Below are 16628 nucleotides of genomic sequence, written 5' to 3'. Positions count from 1 at the left end.
CCGGGAGCTTCGCATGACCGACATTCGCCGCGACCTGGCCCGTACCACGCTGGCCATTTTCTGCATCATCGGCCTGATCGCGCTGTCGCTCTGGGTTCTGCGGCCCTTCCTGGCGGCGACGGTGTGGGCGACGATGCTCGTCGTCGCCACCTGGCCGCTGTTCCGCTCGCTCGAAGCCCGTCTGGGCAATCGCCGCCTGCCGGCGGTGCTGCTGATGTCTCTCGCCATGCTGCTTCTGCTGGTGCTGCCGCTGTGGTTGGCAATCGATACCATTTCCGGGCATTTCGGGCAGTTGACCGCTGCCGGGCGCTCGCTGACTGAAAACGGCCTGCCTCCGCCGCCAGCCTGGGTCTCCGGGCTGCCGCTGGTTGGCGAGTCGGTCGCCGCTTTCTGGCAGCAAGTCGCGCTCGATGGTTCCACCGGCGTCATCGCCAAGGTGACGCCCTATGCTGCCGATACGGGCAAGTGGGTGCTCGCTCAGGTGGGTGGTCTGGGCGGCATGCTGATCCAGTTTTTCCTGGTCGTGACGATTGCCGCGATTCTTTATTCCTCGGGCGAGACCGGCGCGCGCATGGCCTTGCGCTTCGGTCGCCGGCTGGCCGGTGAGCGTGGCGAAAAGTCTATCGTGCTGGCCGGGCAGGCGATCCATGGCGTTGCGCTTGGCGTCGGTGTTACCGCCATCGTCCAGACGGTACTCGGCGGCCTTGGTCTGGCTGTGGTCGGCATTCCTTTCGCCTCGCTGCTCTCGGCCTTGATGCTGATGCTGTGCATCGCCCAGATCGGCCCGATGCTGGTGTTGCTGCCAGCGGTTGGCTGGATGTACTGGCAGGGTGATGCGGGCTGGGCGACGGGCTTGCTGGTGTGGAGCCTGATTGTTGGCAGCCTGGATAATTTCCTGCGTCCCATGCTGATCCGGCGCGGCGCCGATCTGCCCCTGCTGCTGATTTTCGCCGGCGTTATCGGTGGCATGCTCGGTTTCGGCCTGGTCGGCATTTTCGTCGGGCCGGTCGTGCTCGCCGTCACCTATACCTTGATGCAGGCCTGGGTTGAAGATGGCCTCGGCAAGGACGAAAGTGACGCCGAGCCGGTTGCGCCCTTGCCGCCTTCAGAGCCGGCGCAGGCGGAGCAGTCGGAACCAGCCGCCGGCTAGGGCCGGCTGGTCGTGCTCCAGCGCCAGATCCGGCGCGGCAGCGAGCACTTCCTCGAAAACGACATCGAGCCGGGTCGCCAGTCGGCGAACCAGCGGATTGACCAGGCGGCGCAACAAGGCCGGCTGGCCGGCGCGCAGGAACTTGTCGAAAACCAGAACCTGGCCGCCCGGTCGCACGACGCGGGCGATTTCCGCGAAACACAAGGCCGGTTGCGGCACCACCGCCAGGATCAGGTGCAGTACGGCGCTGTCGAAGCTGTGGTCGGCAAAGGGCAGGCGCTGGGCGTCGCCCTGAACCGGTACGAAGTCGGCCCGGCCGGCGCGCGGCAGGGCACGGCGCAGCATGGCATGGGTCAGGTCGAGGCCGATGTAATGGTGTTGCGGCGGCAGGTGCGGCAGGTCTAGCCCGGTGCCGACGCCGGCCAGCAGCACGCGTCCGGGCTGTGCGGGCAAGGCGCGCAGGCTGTGCTGGCGGGCCGCCCGTGTCGCCCGGTCAATCGCCGCGTCGTAGAACGGCGCGATCAGCGTGTAGCTGCGCTGCAGGCTCAATGCAGGGTGCGCGGCATGGCGAGCACGAACTCGGGGATTTCCGCCTCGAAATGCGTGCCGTCCTCGGCCACCATCTGGTAAGTGCCCTTCATCGTGCCGACCGGCGTGGTCAGCGACGAGCCGCTGGTGTACTGGAAGCTTTCGCCCGGCTTGAGCAGCGGCTGCTTGCCGACCACGCCGAGGCCGCGCACTTCCTGCACCTCGTTGTTGGCGTCGGTGATGATCCAGTGCCGCGACACCAGTTGCGCCGCGACATCGCCGACATTGACGATGGTGATGGTGTAGGCGAACAGGTAGCGATGGGCTTCCGGGTCGGATTGTTCGGGAATGAATTGCGGGCTGGATTCAACCTTGATGCAGTACTTGTCGGTGTCGGGCATGGGATAATTTCGTTTGTCTGTTTTTGTTCAGGGAACCATCATGTCAGTCAAAGATTACGTCATTGCACCGAGCATTCTTTCCGCCAATTTCGCCAAGCTGGGCGAGGAAGTGGCCAACGTCATCGCTGCGGGTGCCGACTGGATTCACTTTGACGTGATGGACAACCATTATGTTCCCAATTTGACCATCGGCCCGCTGGTTTGCGAGGCGATCCGCCCGTGCACCACGGCGCCGATCGACGTGCATCTGATGGTCAAGCCGGTTGATCGCATCATCCCCGATTTTGCCAAGGCCGGGGCCAATATCATCACCTTCCACCCGGAAGCCTCCGATCACGTTGATCGCAGCCTGTCGCTGATCCGCGATGCCGGCTGCCAGGGCGGCCTGGTTTTCAATCCGGCGACGCCGCTCGATTACATGGATTACGTGCTCGACAAGATCGACGTCATCCTGCTGATGAGCGTCAATCCCGGCTTCGGCGGCCAGAAGTTCATTCCCGGTACCCTGGCCAAGGCGCGTCAGGCGCGCGCCAAGCTGGATGCCTATGAAAAGGAAAGCGGTCGGCGCATTCGCCTGGAAATCGATGGCGGCGTCAATGTTGGCAATATCGCCGAGATCGCCCGCGCCGGCGTCGATGCCTTCGTCGCCGGCTCGGCCGTGTACGGTGCCGGCAAGGCCGAAGACCCGCATCGCTACGATACGATCATCGGCGCACTGCGCGCCGAACTGCAGGATCGAGGATCTAGCTGTTAGGATCGAGTAGGCAGAATGCTCGCGCCCTTTGCTTTTCCTCGATCCTAAAATCCAAGAACTCGATCCTAAAATGCACTTTCACTCCGTTACCTTCGATCTCGACGGCACGCTGCTCGACACCATTGCCGATTTGGCCGAGGCCTGCCGGCTGATGCTCGACGAAATCGGCGCGCCGCAGCGCTCGCCGGCCGAGGTACACCGCTTCGTCGGCAAGGGCTTGGCAGTGCTGGTCGAGCGCTGCCTGACGCATGCGCAGCCGCCGTCAGTCGAACAGCTCAATTTGGCGATCGTATCGTTCAAGCGGCATTACGCAGCGGTCAACGGTCGTTTGACGACGATTTATCCCGGCGTGATCGCCGGGCTGGACGCCTGGAAGGCGAGCGGACTCCGGATGGGCGTCGTCACCAACAAGCCGGGCATGTTCACCGAGGCGCTGCTCGAGCACATGGGGCTGGCCGACTATTTCGACGTGGTCGTTTCCGGCGATACGACAGCGCACAAGAAGCCGCATCCGGAACCGATCCTGCACGCCTGTCGCATCCTTGGCGTGCGGCCGGACCGCAACCTGCACATCGGCGACTCGAAAAACGACATCCATGCCGCGCATGCCGCCGGTTGTCAGGCCTATGCCGTGCCCTACGGCTACAACGAGGGCGAGCCGGTGGACAGTGCGGATTGCGATGCGCTAGTATCTGACCTGCTTGCCGCCTATCGGCAAGCGCTCACTTTCAAAGACCTCACGAAAAAATGACTCCTTTGCGCATCTGGAACGAATGGCACGGTTGGCGTCGCTGGCGCCCCTGATCTCCCTTCGCGCGCCCTTGCGGCGCAATGCACCAGTACGCAACACCCCTGTCATTTCCGAGGCTTCCCATGACTGAAACCGAATTCAACGCGCTTGCCGCGCAAGGCTACAACCGTATTCCCGTTACGCTGGAAACGTTCGCCGATCTCGACACGCCGCTCTCCATCTACCTCAAGCTGGCCAACACGCCCTACACCTACCTGCTCGAATCGGTGCAGGGCGGCGAGCGCTTTGGCCGCTACTCGATCATCGGCCTGGCCGCGTCGACACGCATCGTCGTCAACGGCCACCAGGTGCTGGTCCTGACCGGCAACCGCATTGCCGAGCGCGAGGACGACACCAATCCGCTCGAGTTCATCGGCAATTACATGAAGCGCTTCCGCGCGCCGGCCACGTCCGGCCTGCCGCGCTTCTGCGGCGGCCTGGTCGGCTGCTTTGGTTACGACACCGTGCGCTATGTCGAAACCCGTCTGACCCGCACCAACAAGCCGGACGAAATCGGCACGCCGGACATCGGCCTGTTGCTTTCCGAGGAAATCGCCGTCGTCGACAACCTGTCCGGCAAACTGACCCTGATCGTCTACGCCGAGCCGGGCTTCCCGGGGGCGTATCAAAAGGCGCGCGCCCGCCTCAAGGAATTGCTGCAGAAACTGCGCACCCCGGTCAATCTGCCCAGCGAACAGCCGATGCATTCCGAGCCGGCTGTCTCGGTGTTCGGTGAGGCTGCCTTCAAGCAGGCGGTGCTCAAGGCCAAGGCCTACATCACCGAAGGCGACATCATGCAGGTTGTCCTTTCGCAGCGCATGACCAAGCCTTTTCACGCCAGCCCGCTGGCGCTGTATCGCACACTGCGCAGCCTGAATCCGTCGCCTTACATGTTCTATTTCGATTTCGAGGACTTCCATGTCGTCGGCGCCTCGCCGGAGATCCTGGTTCGCCTCGAAGGCGAGCGCGTCACCGTGCGGCCGATTGCCGGCACGCGCAAACGCGGCGCCTCGCCGGAAGAAGATGCGGCCCTCGCCGAAGAACTGCTCTCCGACCAGAAAGAACTGGCCGAGCATACCCAGTTGCTTGATCTCGGACGCAACGACTGCGGTCGCGTCGCGCGTGTCGGCTCGGTGAAACTCACCGATCGCATGGTGATCGAGCGCTACTCGCATGTGATGCACATCGTCTCCAACGTCGAAGGCAAGCTGCAACCCGGTCTCGATGCGCTCGACGTGCTGCGCGCCACCTTCCCGGCCGGTACCGTGTCCGGCGCACCGAAGGTGCGCGCCATGGAAATCATCGACGAACTGGAGCCGGTCAAGCGCGGCATCTACGCCGGTTCGGTCGGCTATCTCGGCTTCAACGGCGACATGGACGTGGCGATCGCGATCCGTACCGCCGTGCTCAAGGACAAGAAACTCTACGTCCAGGCCGGCGCCGGCATCGTTGCCGACTCCGATCCGAATTCGGAATGGACCGAAACCCTGAACAAGGCCCGCGCCGTACTGCGCGCCGCCGAGCTGGCCGAACAGGGCCTGGATACGCGCATCGACTGAGTTCTACCGGTCGACATGCAAAAACCGCCTGAAATCAGGCGGTTTTTTTACGTCGACCGTTCAGCCTTGTCGCTTGGCGGCGGTGGCAGCCAGCCGCGCCAGCGGAAGAAAATCTCGGTCAGCCACAGCCCGTAATAAGTCGCGAACCAGGCAAAGATGGTGTCGGAGAGGAAATGGCCGCCGGCCGACATGCGCGTCCATGCCAGATAAGCGGCCGTGCCCAGGCCGATCAGCAGCCAGCGCCGGCGGATCGCCGGGGCGCCGAGCCAGCCGAAAGCCATCAGGAAGGCGCCGGTCGCGACATGGCCGCTGACGAAGGAGCAATTGCGCTTGCATTCCTTGGCCGGAATGAACGCCGGCGTGAACTGCCGCTTGCCGCCGAATTCCTGTACCTGCGACGGGCGGGCGCGGCCCCAGTGGTTCTTGAACACCGTATCGACGAGCAGAATCGGGCCGAGCAGGGCGCTGGCCAGCAAAAAACCGATCACGGCCCGTTTCGCCCGCAGGCGTGGCCAGCGTTTGCTGCTGGCCAGGCCGAGCAGGACGGCGAGAATCAGCAGCAGGCCCTGACCGAGCGGTGGTGTCGCCCAGTAGATGGCGGTGCGCAAGGGGCCGTCGAATTCGATCAGGTATTGCCAGCCGGACTCGTAGAAGGCGCGGCTGGCAATCAGGTCGAGTTGCGGCCAGGCAATGAACAGCACGGCCAGCAGGACGCCGGCCAGGCTGACCAGGCGCAGTTCAGTAACCCTTGAAATCATGGGCAAGATAGACGTCCATGCTGCGGACCATGGTCGCATCGAGCGGCGCCTTGAGCGTTGCCAGTTTCTCGATGCTGGCGAAACGCCGAGCGAACTCGCCGCCGAGCGGCGCCTGGGTGATCAGGATCGCATCCTTGCCGACGTAGTCGTTCAGATTGGTGGTCATGCTGTAATGGTCGCGCACCATTGCGCTTGGATTCCAGCTGGCGGCCGCGGGATGAATGGCGCGAAGTTCGTAGAGCATGTGAGCAATCAATGTTCGATTGTCTGCGACCAGTACGGCATCCGGATGGTTTTGCATGATCGGCTGCAACTGCCGTCCCAGCTCGTCCCAGCCCGCGGCACGGCGGAAAGGATTTTTCTTCGCCGGACTGTCGACCTGGGCGACCTGGAGCAGCGTCGGCCAGTAATAGACCGTACCGACCAGCGCGACATTCAGGGCCAGGCCGGCGAGCAGCCAGCGCGTGCGGCCGCGTTGCAACAGCCAGGCGACGACGGCGATCGCGGCTGGCGCGAAGGCGGGCGCCGCCCAGTTGATATTGGCGCCACCCTTGAGCGCCTGCGCCGAAACGACCGCCCACAAGGGCAGGGCGAACCAGAGCAGAAGTCGCGTGCGTTGATCGCGCCAGCTTTCCCGGACGCGTACCAGCAGGAGGAAGAAAACGCTGCCGAGCACGGGGCCGAAGGCGGCCCACTGGCCTCCCCAGAATTCGCCCAATGCGGCCGGTCCACCGCTGTGGGTCTTGTTGAGGGTTATGTCGGCAGTGTGTTTCAGGGTCGGGAAGTCGTGTGCGACGTTCCAGGCAATGTTCGGGGCCAGGATGAGCAGGGCCAGCGCCGCGGCCAGCCAGGGCTTGGCCGATTTCAGGCGGGGCCGCTCGAAGGCGAGCAGGTGCAGGAAGGCGGCGCCCAGCCAGGCCGCCATCGTGTATTTGGAGAGCAGGCCGAGGCCGCAGACCAGGCCGAGCAGCAGCCAGTCGCGCCAGCTGTCACTGGCGAGGGCGCGCAGGTAGGCCCAGAGTGCGAGTGCCCAGAACAGGGTGAGCAGGGCGTCGGTCGAGACGAACAGGCCGAGCCAGGAAAACATCGGCAGGGTGAGGACAGCAAGGCCCGACCAGAAGGCGGTGCGCGCGTCGTAGAGGCGGCGTGCGATGGCCCAGCAGGCGCCGGCGGCGAGGGGGTAGCAAAGCATGGCGAGCGCCTTGACGCCGGCCAGGTCGTCGCCGAACAGCGCGGTAGACAGCCAGATCAGTGCCGCGACGCCGGGTGGTTTGGAAAAATAGCCCCAGTCGAGGTGCTGCGCCCAGGTCCAGTACTGCGCTTCGTCGATGTAGAGCGTGATGCCGAGTTGCGGCAGGACGGCAAAGCGCCAGGCGAGCAGCAGCAGGCTCAGCGCAAAAAGAATCCGGGCGCCGGTTTTCTCGTAAAAACGGGTGTCGACCGCTGCGCTCACGCCGCTTTGTGCCAGCCTTCGTCAGCGCCGAGCGGGCTTTCCGGGCGTGCCGAGTAGGAGCGGATGGTGCCGGACTCGAAATAGATGCGGGCGAGCAGTTCGGCCAGCACACCGGTGGTGATGAAGTGCACGCCGGCGATCAGACCGCCAATCGCGACGATGAGCAGCGGCCGGCCGCCGATGTTCTCGCCGAGACCGAACTTGACCCAGGCCAGCCAGGTCATGATCAGGCCGGAAATTGCCGTCAGGCCGAGACCGATGCCGCCGAAGAAATGGCCGGGGCGGGCGCGGAAGCGCATGAAGAAGTACACCGCGATCAAGTCGAGAATGACGCGGAAGGTGCGCGAGATGCCGTATTTCGAAACGCCGGCCGTGCGCGCATGGTGCGTCGTCGGTTCCTGCGCGATGCGGCGCGGGGTCGTCACGGTGGCCAGCCAGGCCGGGATAAAGCGGTGCATTTCGCCATACAGGCGCACGCTCTTGATGACGCTGCCGCGGAAGGCCTTGAGGCTGCAGCCGTAATCGCGCAGATGCACGCCGGTCATGCGGGCGATCAATTTGTTGGCGATCTTCGACGGAATCTTGCGCAGGAACAGGCCATCCTGGCGATTCTGGCGCCAGCCGGCGACGAGATCGAGATTTTCGTTGAGCAGGCGGGCGACCATGCGCGGGATATCGACCGGGTCATTCTGCAGGTCGCCGTCCATGGTCACGATGACGTCGCCACGCGCCGCGTCGATGCCGGCCTGCATGGCGGCGGTCTGCTTGAAATTGCGCGTCAGTTCGACGATGCGCACGTGCGGGCCGTATTCCTTTGCCGATGCGAGCGCCCGGTCCACGGTCGCATCGCTGCTGCCGTCATCGACCAGGACCAGCTCCCACGGGTTTTCGTAGCCGACCAGCGCTTCGTGTACGCGCTTGACCAGCGGCGCGATGTTGTCTTCCTCGTTGTAGAACGGGACGACGATGGAAAGGCTGTGCGGGGGCATCGAAAGGGCGGCGCTCATGGGTGAATCCGGCGGCAAGTGGCGAAATAGGCGCGCATTTTAACTTGAAAGCGGGGGCGATACGGCGAATCGCGGTGGGTTGGCGCGCCGGCGCAGGTGGGCGTGTTGTAGAATTTGCCGTTCACCGTATCGAGCAAGGAATCAACAGCATGCTGCTGATGATCGACAACTACGACAGCTTCACCTACAACATCGTCCAGTATTTCGGCGAATTGGGTCAGGACGTGCAGGTCTACCGCAACGACGCCATCACCATTGCCGACATCGAGCGTCTCCAGCCACAATATCTGGTGATTTCCCCCGGCCCTTGCGCCCCGGCCCAGGCCGGCGTGTCGCTGGCGGCGATCAAGCATTTCGCCGGCAAGATTCCCCTGCTCGGCGTCTGTCTCGGTCATCAGGCAATCGGCGAAGCCTTTGGCGGGCGCATTGTGCATGCCAAGCAACTGATGCATGGCAAGGTCTCACCGGTCCACCATAAAGATATGGGCGTTTTCCGCGGGCTGCCCAATCCGCTGACCTGTACGCGCTATCACTCGTTGGCCATCGAGCGCGAGAGTTTGCCGGAATGCCTCGAAATCACCGCGTGGACCGATGACGGCGAAATCATGGGCGTGCGCCACAAGACGCTGGCCGTCGAAGGCGTGCAGTTCCACCCGGAATCCATCCTGACCGAGCGCGGCCACGACCTGCTCAAGAATTTTCTCGAGGAACACAAATAATGACTCCCCAGGCCGCGCTGCAGCGCGTTATCGAACATCGCGAAATCTTTCACGATGAAATGGTTTCCCTGATGCGCCAGATCATGAGCGGCGAAGTCACGCCGGTCATGATTGCCGCGATCGTCACCGGGCTGCGCGTCAAGAAGGAAACCATTGGCGAGATCGCCGCGGCGGCCAGCGTCATGCGCGAACTGGCGACGCCGGTCAAGGTGCCCTACGACAAGCATTTCGTCGATATTGTCGGCACGGGCGGCGATGCTGCTCACAGCTTCAATATTTCCACGACCTCGATTTTTGTTGCCGCCGCAGCCGGCGCCAAGGTGGCCAAGCACGGCGGACGCAGCGTCTCGTCGAGCTCGGGCAGCGCCGACGTGCTCGAGGCGCTCGGCGCCAATATCAATCTGTCGCCGGAACAGGTGGCTGCCTGTATCGAGGAAACCGGCATCGGTTTCATGTTTGCGCCGAACCATCACAGCGCGATGAAGCATGTCGCGCCGGTGCGGCGTGAAATGGGCGTGCGTACGCTATTCAATATTCTTGGTCCGCTGACCAATCCGGCTGGTGCGCCGAATACCGTGATGGGCGTCTTCCACCCCGACCTAGTCGGCATCCAGGTGCGCGTCATGCAGCGTCTCGGCGCCGAACGCGTCCTGGTTGTGCATGGCAAGGACAATCTCGACGAAATTTCCCTGGGGGCGGCAACGCTGGTTGGCGAACTCAAGGATGGCGAAGTACGCGAGTACGAAGTGCATCCGGAAGACTTCGGCCTGCAGATGATGTCGCTGCGCAACCTGCGCGTCGCCAATGCCGACGAGTCGAAGGCAATGCTGCTCGGCGCCCTGGACAACAAGCCGGGGGCGGCGCGCGAGATCGTCTGCCTGAATGCGGGCGCAGCGCTGTATGTCGCCAATGTTGCCGACAGCATCGCTGACGGCATCGTCCGGGCGCGCGAGGCGATTGCCTCAGGTGCAGCACGGGCGCAGCTCGACAGCTTTGTCCAATGCACGCAAAGGCTGGGTCGCTGATGTCGGATATCCTGAACAAGATCATCGCGACCAAGCGCGAGGAAATCGCTGCCGCGCTCGCGGTCCGTCCGTTCTCGCAAGTCGAGGTCGAAGCAGCCGCGCAGGCGGCACCGCGCGATTTTGTCGGCGCTATCCGCGCCAAAATCGCCAGCGGTCGACCGGCCGTAATCGCCGAAATCAAGAAGGCCAGCCCGTCGAAAGGCGTCATCCGTCCCGATTTTCATCCGGCGGAGATTGCCCGCAGCTACGAACAACATGGCGCCGCCTGCCTGTCGGTGCTCACCGATCGCCAATATTTCCAGGGCGCGCCGGAATATCTGCAGGCCGCTCGCGCCGCCTGCGCCTTGCCGGTTTTACGCAAGGATTTCATGGTCGACCGCTACCAGGTGGTCGAGGCGCGCGCGATGGGCGCCGACTGCATTCTGCTCATTGCCGCCGCGTTGACGCTGGCCGAAATGCAGGAACTGGAAGCTCTGGCTCTCAGCTACGGCATGGCTGTACTGGTTGAAGTGCACAACGGCGAAGAACTGGATGCCGCCATGCACTTGCAAACGCCCTTGCTCGGTATCAACAACCGCAATCTGCGCAGCTTCGAAGTGACGCTGGATACAACACTCGGCTTGCTGGCGCGAGTGCCGTCAGACCGCATCGTGGTGACCGAAAGCGGCATCGTCGGCGCGCAGGATGTTGCTCTGATGCGCGCCAACAAGGTTGAAACCTTCCTGGTCGGCGAAGCTTTCATGCGGGCGCAAGAGCCGGGAATCGAGCTGGCACGGCTGTTTGCCTGAGTTCTGTTGCGCCGAAACAACAAAACTTTACGGAACTCTTTCCCCCATCGAAACACTCGTTGCCCTTGTCTTCCGCTCTTTGCGACAATCAGGGCCAACTTCTCGATCCGAGAGGTAAAGCTTAATCAGTTCGCAAGATCGGATTAAAAACTAACCACTAAGGAGATTTTCTGATGCAAAAGAAGATTATCGCTGTTGCTGTTGCCGCTCTGGCCTCTACCGCTGCTTTCGCACAAACCAACGTCACCGTTTACGGTGTTGTTGATGTTCAACAAGCTTTCGTCAAGTCGTCTGGCGTTGATGGCGCCAATCAAGGTTCCGTTGGTCGTCTGGACTCCCATGGCAACTACATCGGTTTCAAGGGTGTTGAAGACCTGGGCAATGGCCTGAAGGCTGTCTTCGTTTACGAATCTGCATTCTCTGCTGATGCCGGTGCTGCTCTCTCCGGTGGTCGTGATTCCTACATCGGTCTGGCTGGTGGTTTCGGTACCGTTGCTGCCGGTAACCTGACCCACCCGCTGCGCGCTTTCGGCGCCAAGGTTGAACTCCTGCCGGGCGCTGCTGGCTTCGGTACGACCGCTTCCGTGACCGGTACGCTGGTTGGTATCAAGACCGGTGCTGATGACCGTGCTGCCAACGCTGTTGCTTACATCTCGCCGTCTTTCTCTGGTTTCACCGTGATTGGTGCCTACGTTAATGGCGAAGTCAAGACTAACGAAGCTGATGTCCAATCTTGGGCAATCAAGGGCAGCACTGGCGTTAACACCCTGCAAAACACCGTTTACAAGGGTACCAACTCCAAGCAATATCAAATCGCCGGCCAATACGAAAATGGTCCGCTGTTTGTTGGTGCTGGCTACCACAAGGCCAAGGATCTGCTGGTCGTAGGCAAGACCGCTCTGGGTGATCTGGCTCTGGCAGAAGATGGTCAAGACGCTCGTGTTTACCGTGTTGTTGCTGCTTACACCTTCCCGACCAACACGAAGGTTACTGCTCTGTACGACAACACCAAGGTTGAAACTGGTGATCACCTTGCTGGTTTGACTTCCTATCTCAAGCGTAGCGCTGCTTCGGTTGGTGTTGCCCAGACCTTCGGCAAGAACACCATTGGCCTCGAGTATGCCAAGTCTTTCAAGCTGAAGACCGACGGTGGCAAGGTTGACGGTACCTCGTCCAACATCATCACCGCCATGTATGGTTACGAACTGAGCAAGCGCACCATGCTGCACGCTCGTGTTAGCCGCCTGAACAACGGTGAAAATGTTAACAACAACTTCTACAACCTGCCGGTCGCCAATGGTGTTTCGACGACCTACGGTTCTGACTACACCGGTTTCTCGGTTGGTCTGCGTCACTCCTTCTAATCTGGCTTAGCTAGATTAAAAGATACAAAGGGCACTTCGGTGCCCTTTTTTATTGCCTGAATTGCGGCTTGGTCCTGGGGTGTGGTTCAAGATTTTCTCGTTTCTTCAGACCGCTGACAAAGCCTCCAAGCGATTGGGGGCTTTATTTTTTTATAATGCAGACATGCTCAAGCCTGCCTACCCTGCCCAAACGGAACTGGAGATGGTGACGTTGGAGCAATTGGTCCCGAAAGACCACTTGCTCCGGCTGCTCGACCAGCACATCCGGTTTGATTTCATTCGTGAAGCGACCCAGCACCTGTATTGCGAGAACAATGGCCGACCGGCGATTGATCCGGTGGTGTTGTTCAAGATGCTGTTCATTGGCTACCTGTTCGGGATTCGCTCCGAGCGACGGCTGGTGAAGGAAATCGAGGTCAATGTGGCTTACCGCTGGTTTCTCGGCTTTCGGCTGACGGACAAAGTGCCGGATGCCTCGACGCTGTCGCAGAATCGGCGTCGCCGCTTTGTCGGGACGGACATTGAGCAACGCATCTTTGACGGGATTGTCGAGCAAGCCATTGAGCACAAGCTGATTGGCGGGCGGGTGCTTTACACGGACAGCACGCCTCTGAAGGCGAATGCCAACAAACGGCATTTTGAGGTGCATCAGGTCGAGCAAACACCGGCGGCCTATTTGGCCGAGCTGGATGCAGCCATCGAAACGGATCGTGCCGCCGCGGGCAAGAAGCCGCTCAAGCGTGATGACGATGATTCGACACCGCCGATGAAGGAGGTCAAGGTCAGCACGGTCGATCCCGACGCAGGTTTCATGGCCCGCGACAACAAGCCGACCGGCTTCTTCTATCTGGATCACCGGACTGTCGATGGCGTGCATGCCCTGATCGTCGATACCCATGTCACGCCGGGCAATGTCCATGACAGCCAGCCCTATCTGGCCCGCCTGGACCGGGTCATGGAGCGCTTTGATCTGGCCGTGGGCGCCGTCGGGCTCGATGCCGGGTATTTCACCCCGCAAGTCTGCAAGGGCATTCTTGACCGAGAGTTGTTCGGGGTGATGGGCTACAAGCGACCCACACACCGCGATGGCTATTTCTACAAACGGGACTATCTCTACGATGCGGTCCAGGACTGCTACCGCTGCCCGGCCGGGGAGGTTCTGCCGTACCGGACGACCAATCGGCTGGGCTATCGGGAATATGCCTCGAATCCCGCCCGTTGCGCTGATTGTGGCGTGCGCGGGCAATGCACGCAGAGCCGGAATCATCAGAAGCTCGTGACCCGGCATCTCTGGGAAGGTTTCAAGGAAGCGATCAACGCCAATCGCCTGAGCGACCTGGGCAAACGGCTGTACGCCCGGCGCAAGGAAACAGTGGAGCGCAGCTTTGCCGATGCCAAGGAGTTGCACGGCCACCGTTACGCCCGCTTCCGCGGCTTGGCCAAGGTGCAAGCGCAGTGCCTGCTCTCGGCGGCCTGTCAGAACATGAAGAAGATGGCCCTGTTGCTGGCCCGCAAGGCGGCAGCCTTATTGGCCAAAATCCTCGGGCAAGCCCTGTTTGCGGCCGACTTCGCCCGCAATTACCTGCCGATGGCGCTCCACCACGAGAATTCCAGAATCCGCCTTGTTTCGGCCTGAATCCGAAAAACGCCCGAATTCCAAAACAGAAAAACAAACCCCCCGAAAAATCGGGGGGCGTCAGCAGTCTGAAGCCTCGGCATGCCGAGGCTTTTTGTTTATGAGTTGCCCTGGTCAGCTGAGGATCAGATTGTCGCGATGAATGATCTCCGGTTCATCGACATAGCCGAGGATGCTCTCAATCTCCGGTGTGTTCTTGCGGGCGATCAGGCGGGCTTCGCCGCTGCCGTAGTTGCTCAGGCCGCGGGCGATTTCGCGGCCGTCGGGGCTGATGCAGGCGACGGCTGCGCCGCGTTCGAATTCGCCTTCGGCGGCGGTGACGCCGATCGGCAGCAGGCTTTTGCCCGATTTCAGGGCGTCGACCGCGCCGGCATCGAGGAGCAGGCGACCGGCCAGTTGCAGGTGGTCGGCCAGCCATTGTTTGCGCGCGGCGAGCGGCTGCGTGTGCGAAACGAGCAGGGTGCCGACCGCTTCGCCATCGGCCAGGCGAATGATCGGGTCGGTTTCGCGGCCGCTGGCGATGGCGGTGTGGGCGCCGCTGCGCCCGGCGCGTTTGGCGGCGATCACCTTGGTGATCATGCCACCGGTGCCGATGCGGGTGCCGGCGCCGCCGGCCATGGCTTCGAGCGACTCGTCGCCGGCTGTGGCTTCGCTGATCAGCGTGGCATTCGGATCCTTGCGCGGGTCGGCGGTAAACAGGCCGATCTGGTCGGTCAGGATGATCAGGGCGTCAGCTTCGATCAGGTTGGCAACCAGGGCGCCCAGCGTGTCGTTGTCGCCGAATTTGATCTCGTCGGTAACGACCGTGTCGTTCTCGTTGATGATCGGCACGACGCCGAGTTCAAGCAATGTGGTCAGTGTCGAGCGCGCGTTCAGGTAGCGCTTGCGGTCGGCGAGGTCGTCGTGGGTGAGCAGGATCTGCGCGGTCTGCAGGCCGTATTTCGAGAAAGCGCCTTCGTAGACCTGGACCAAGCCCATCTGGCCGACGGCGGCGGCCGCCTGCAGTTCATGCACTGACTGCGGTCGCTTCGCCCAGCCCAGGCGCTGCATGCCGCAGGCAATTGCGCCGGAGGAAACCATTACCACCTGCTTGCCTTGCTGGCGCAGGACGCTGATCTGGCGTGCCCAGTCATCAATGGCGGCGAGGTCGAGGCCGGTGCCGTTATTGGTAACGAGGGCGGAGCCGACTTTGACGACGAAGCGTTTGGCGGAGGCGAGGCGGGTGGTTTGCATGATCAGTCTTGCTTGGCGGGGATTTCGTCGCTGTCGGCGTCGTTGTCATCAAGGTCGCCGATTTCCGGCTTGGCCATCTGTTCGAGGGCTTCGCTGATCGCGTAAATCAGCGGCTTGGTGCCTTCGCCGTTGATGGCTGAAATCGAGAAATGGGGGCCATCGTACTTGGTGGCTTTCTTGTAGGCCTTGAGGAAATCCTTGACGGCCTTTTCGCGGTCTTCTTCCGGAATCAGGTCGAGCTTGTTGAGGACCAGCCAGCGCGGCTTGTTGGCGAGTTCGGGGTCGTGCTTGATCAGTTCGCCGACGATGGCCTTGGCGTCGCGCACCGGGTTGGAGTCCGGGTCGATCGGGGCAATGTCGACGAGGTGCAGCAGGATGCGTGTGCGCTGCAGGTGCTTCAGGAAGCGGATGCCGAGGCCGGCGCCGTCGGCGGCGCCTTCGATCAGGCCCGGGACGTCGGCCATGACGAAGCTCTTTTCGTCATCAACGCGGACGACGCCGAGATTCGGGTGCAGCGTGGTGAACGGGTAGTCGGCCACCTTGGGGCGGGCCGAGGAGATGGCGCGGATCAGCGTGCTCTTGCCGGCATTGGGCAGGCCGAGCAGGCCGACGTCGGCGAGCACGCGCAGTTCCAGGCGCAGGTCGAATTCTTCACCTTGCTCGCCGTTGGTTTTCTGGCGCGGGGCGCGGTTGGTCGATGACTTGAAGTGCAGGTTGCCGAGGCCGCCTTTGCCGCCCCTGGCGATCAGGACCTTCTGATCGTGCTCGGAGAGATCGGCAACGATTTCTTCGGTGTGCTCGTTGTAGATCACCGTGCCAACCGGCATGCGCAGGATGATGTCGTCGCCGCCGGCGCCGTACTGGTCGGCGCCGCCGCCGTTTTCACCGCGCTTGCCGATGAATTTGCGGGTGTAGCGATAGTCGACCAGCGTATTGATGTTGCGGTCGGCCACGGCATAGATGCTGCCGCCGCGTCCTCCGTCGCCACCGTTCGGGCCACCCATCGGGATGTATTTTTCGCGACGGAAGGTCGCCGCGCCATTGCCGCCATCGCCGGCTTTCAGGTAAATCTTGGCTTCGTCGATAAATTTCATGTTCCGCCTCTACATCTGCTGGGGGCCACTAAAAATCGGTGGCATAAAGTAAAAAAGCCCTATCCAGGCGGATAGGGCTCTTGGGTTCCGCCGTGCCTGATTTATTCGGCAGCCGGAACGATGGTCACAACGCGGCGCTTTTTCAAGCCCTTGACGGAGAACTGAATCACGCCGTCCTTCAGTGCGAACAGGGTGTGATCCTTGCCGCAGCCAACGTTTTCGCCCGGATGGAATTCGGTGCCGCGCTGACGAACAATGATGTTGCCAGCCAGGACGAATTGACCGCCGTAGCGCTTGACGCCCAGTCGTTGGGCTTGTGAGTCGCGGCCGTTACGTGAACTACCGCCTGCTTTTTTGTGTGCCATTTAT

At 62.0% G+C, this 16628-nt stretch carries 17 protein-coding genes; 9 read left to right on the top strand and 8 right to left on the bottom strand.

The window, feature by feature from the left end; translation table 11 throughout:
* Nucleotides 1–13 precede the first annotated feature (13 nt).
* Nucleotides 14–1150: an AI-2E family transporter YdiK gene (ydiK, locus tag KI612_RS16850; RefSeq protein WP_226441218.1), complete on the top strand. Its 1137-nt coding sequence runs from the start codon at nt 14–16 to the stop codon at nt 1148–1150.
* On the opposite strand, the gene KI612_RS16845 is transcribed toward ydiK, so the two are convergent.
* Both KI612_RS16845 and apaG read right to left on the bottom strand, forming a co-directional pair.
* A complete protein-coding gene (locus KI612_RS16845; protein ID WP_226441217.1) occupies nt 1106–1699 on the bottom strand; it encodes a class I SAM-dependent methyltransferase in 594 nt (197 codons plus the stop codon). The two genes, ydiK and KI612_RS16845, sit on opposite strands and share 45 nt — an antisense overlap.
* Nucleotides 1696–2079 carry a Co2+/Mg2+ efflux protein ApaG gene (apaG, locus tag KI612_RS16840; protein ID WP_226441216.1) on the bottom strand — a complete coding sequence of 128 codons (384 nt, stop codon included), beginning with the start codon at nt 2077–2079 and terminating at the stop codon, nt 1696–1698. The genes KI612_RS16845 and apaG overlap by 4 nt, the downstream gene beginning before the upstream one ends.
* A gap of 40 nt (nt 2080–2119) precedes the next feature.
* On the opposite strand from apaG, the gene rpe reads away from it, so the two are divergent.
* From rpe to trpE, 3 genes are all read left to right on the top strand, one after another.
* Nucleotides 2120–2833: a ribulose-phosphate 3-epimerase gene (rpe, locus tag KI612_RS16835; protein WP_226441215.1), complete on the top strand. Its 714-nt coding sequence runs from the start codon at nt 2120–2122 to the stop codon at nt 2831–2833.
* 70 nt (nt 2834–2903) lie between these two features.
* Nucleotides 2904–3584, top strand: coding sequence for a phosphoglycolate phosphatase (locus KI612_RS16830; RefSeq protein ID WP_226441214.1), 681 nt, complete (start codon nt 2904–2906; stop codon nt 3582–3584).
* A gap of 122 nt (nt 3585–3706) precedes the next feature.
* A complete protein-coding gene (gene trpE / locus KI612_RS16825) occupies nt 3707–5182 on the top strand; it encodes an anthranilate synthase component I (RefSeq protein WP_226441213.1) in 1476 nt (491 codons plus the stop codon).
* Nucleotides 5183–5229: 47 nt separating this feature from the next.
* Here the strand turns inward: trpE and KI612_RS16820 are convergent, their stop codons facing one another.
* Genes KI612_RS16820 through KI612_RS16810 form a run of 3 tightly spaced genes read right to left on the bottom strand, consistent with a single transcriptional unit; the run spans nt 5230 to nt 8400 of the window.
* Entirely contained in the window at nt 5230–5940 is a 711-nt protein-coding gene (locus tag KI612_RS16820; RefSeq protein ID WP_226444279.1) for a phosphatase PAP2 family protein, read from the bottom strand.
* A complete protein-coding gene (locus KI612_RS16815; protein WP_226441212.1) occupies nt 5921–7393 on the bottom strand; it encodes a glycosyltransferase family 39 protein in 1473 nt (490 codons plus the stop codon). The genes KI612_RS16820 and KI612_RS16815 overlap by 20 nt, the downstream gene beginning before the upstream one ends.
* On the bottom strand, nt 7390–8400 hold the full coding sequence (locus tag KI612_RS16810) for a glycosyltransferase family 2 protein (RefSeq protein WP_226441211.1): 1011 nt from the start codon (nt 8398–8400) through the stop codon (nt 7390–7392). Before KI612_RS16810 ends, KI612_RS16815 begins: the two co-directional genes overlap by 4 nt.
* A gap of 149 nt (nt 8401–8549) precedes the next feature.
* Here KI612_RS16810 and KI612_RS16805 point away from each other — a divergent pair, with 149 nt between their 5' ends.
* The 5 genes from KI612_RS16805 to KI612_RS16785 all read left to right on the top strand — a co-directional run bounded on the left by KI612_RS16805 (nt 8550) and on the right by KI612_RS16785 (nt 13932).
* Nucleotides 8550–9119 (top strand): aminodeoxychorismate/anthranilate synthase component II, encoded by a 570-nt coding sequence (locus KI612_RS16805; protein ID WP_226441210.1) that lies wholly within the window; start codon nt 8550–8552, stop codon nt 9117–9119.
* On the top strand, nt 9119–10144 hold the full coding sequence (gene trpD / locus KI612_RS16800) for an anthranilate phosphoribosyltransferase (RefSeq protein WP_226441209.1): 1026 nt from the start codon (nt 9119–9121) through the stop codon (nt 10142–10144). Before KI612_RS16805 ends, trpD begins: the two co-directional genes overlap by 1 nt.
* On the top strand, nt 10144–10932 hold the full coding sequence (gene trpC / locus KI612_RS16795; protein ID WP_226441208.1) for an indole-3-glycerol phosphate synthase TrpC: 789 nt from the start codon (nt 10144–10146) through the stop codon (nt 10930–10932). The genes trpD and trpC overlap by 1 nt, the downstream gene beginning before the upstream one ends.
* 173 nt (nt 10933–11105) lie before the next feature.
* A complete protein-coding gene (locus KI612_RS16790) occupies nt 11106–12296 on the top strand; it encodes a porin (protein ID WP_226441207.1) in 1191 nt (396 codons plus the stop codon).
* 163 nt (nt 12297–12459) lie between these two features.
* A complete protein-coding gene (locus KI612_RS16785) occupies nt 12460–13932 on the top strand; it encodes an IS1182 family transposase (RefSeq protein ID WP_226441206.1) in 1473 nt (490 codons plus the stop codon).
* A 114-nt stretch (nt 13933–14046) separates the two neighbouring features.
* Here the strand turns inward: KI612_RS16785 and proB are convergent, their stop codons facing one another.
* The 3 genes from proB to rpmA form a co-directional block, all read right to left on the bottom strand.
* Nucleotides 14047–15165, bottom strand: coding sequence for a glutamate 5-kinase (proB, locus tag KI612_RS16780; protein ID WP_226441205.1), 1119 nt, complete (start codon nt 15163–15165; stop codon nt 14047–14049).
* Between the two features lie 2 nt (nt 15166–15167).
* The gene (cgtA, locus tag KI612_RS16775; RefSeq protein WP_226441204.1) at nt 15168–16259 is read right to left on the bottom strand and encodes an Obg family GTPase CgtA; all 1092 of its coding nucleotides are present in this window, start codon (nt 16257–16259) and stop codon (nt 15168–15170) included.
* Between the two features lie 101 nt (nt 16260–16360).
* Nucleotides 16361–16624 (bottom strand): 50S ribosomal protein L27, encoded by a 264-nt coding sequence (gene rpmA, locus KI612_RS16770; RefSeq protein WP_153149269.1) that lies wholly within the window; start codon nt 16622–16624, stop codon nt 16361–16363.
* Nucleotides 16625–16628: the final 4 nt, after the last annotated feature.

The sequence above is a fragment of the Quatrionicoccus australiensis genome (genome assembly GCF_020510525.1).
GTDB classification, from domain to species: Bacteria; Pseudomonadota; Gammaproteobacteria; order Burkholderiales; family Rhodocyclaceae; genus Azonexus; species Azonexus australiensis_B.
The sequence above is the reverse complement of the archived record's forward strand: the minus strand, read 5'-3'. Positions and strand labels throughout refer to the sequence as shown.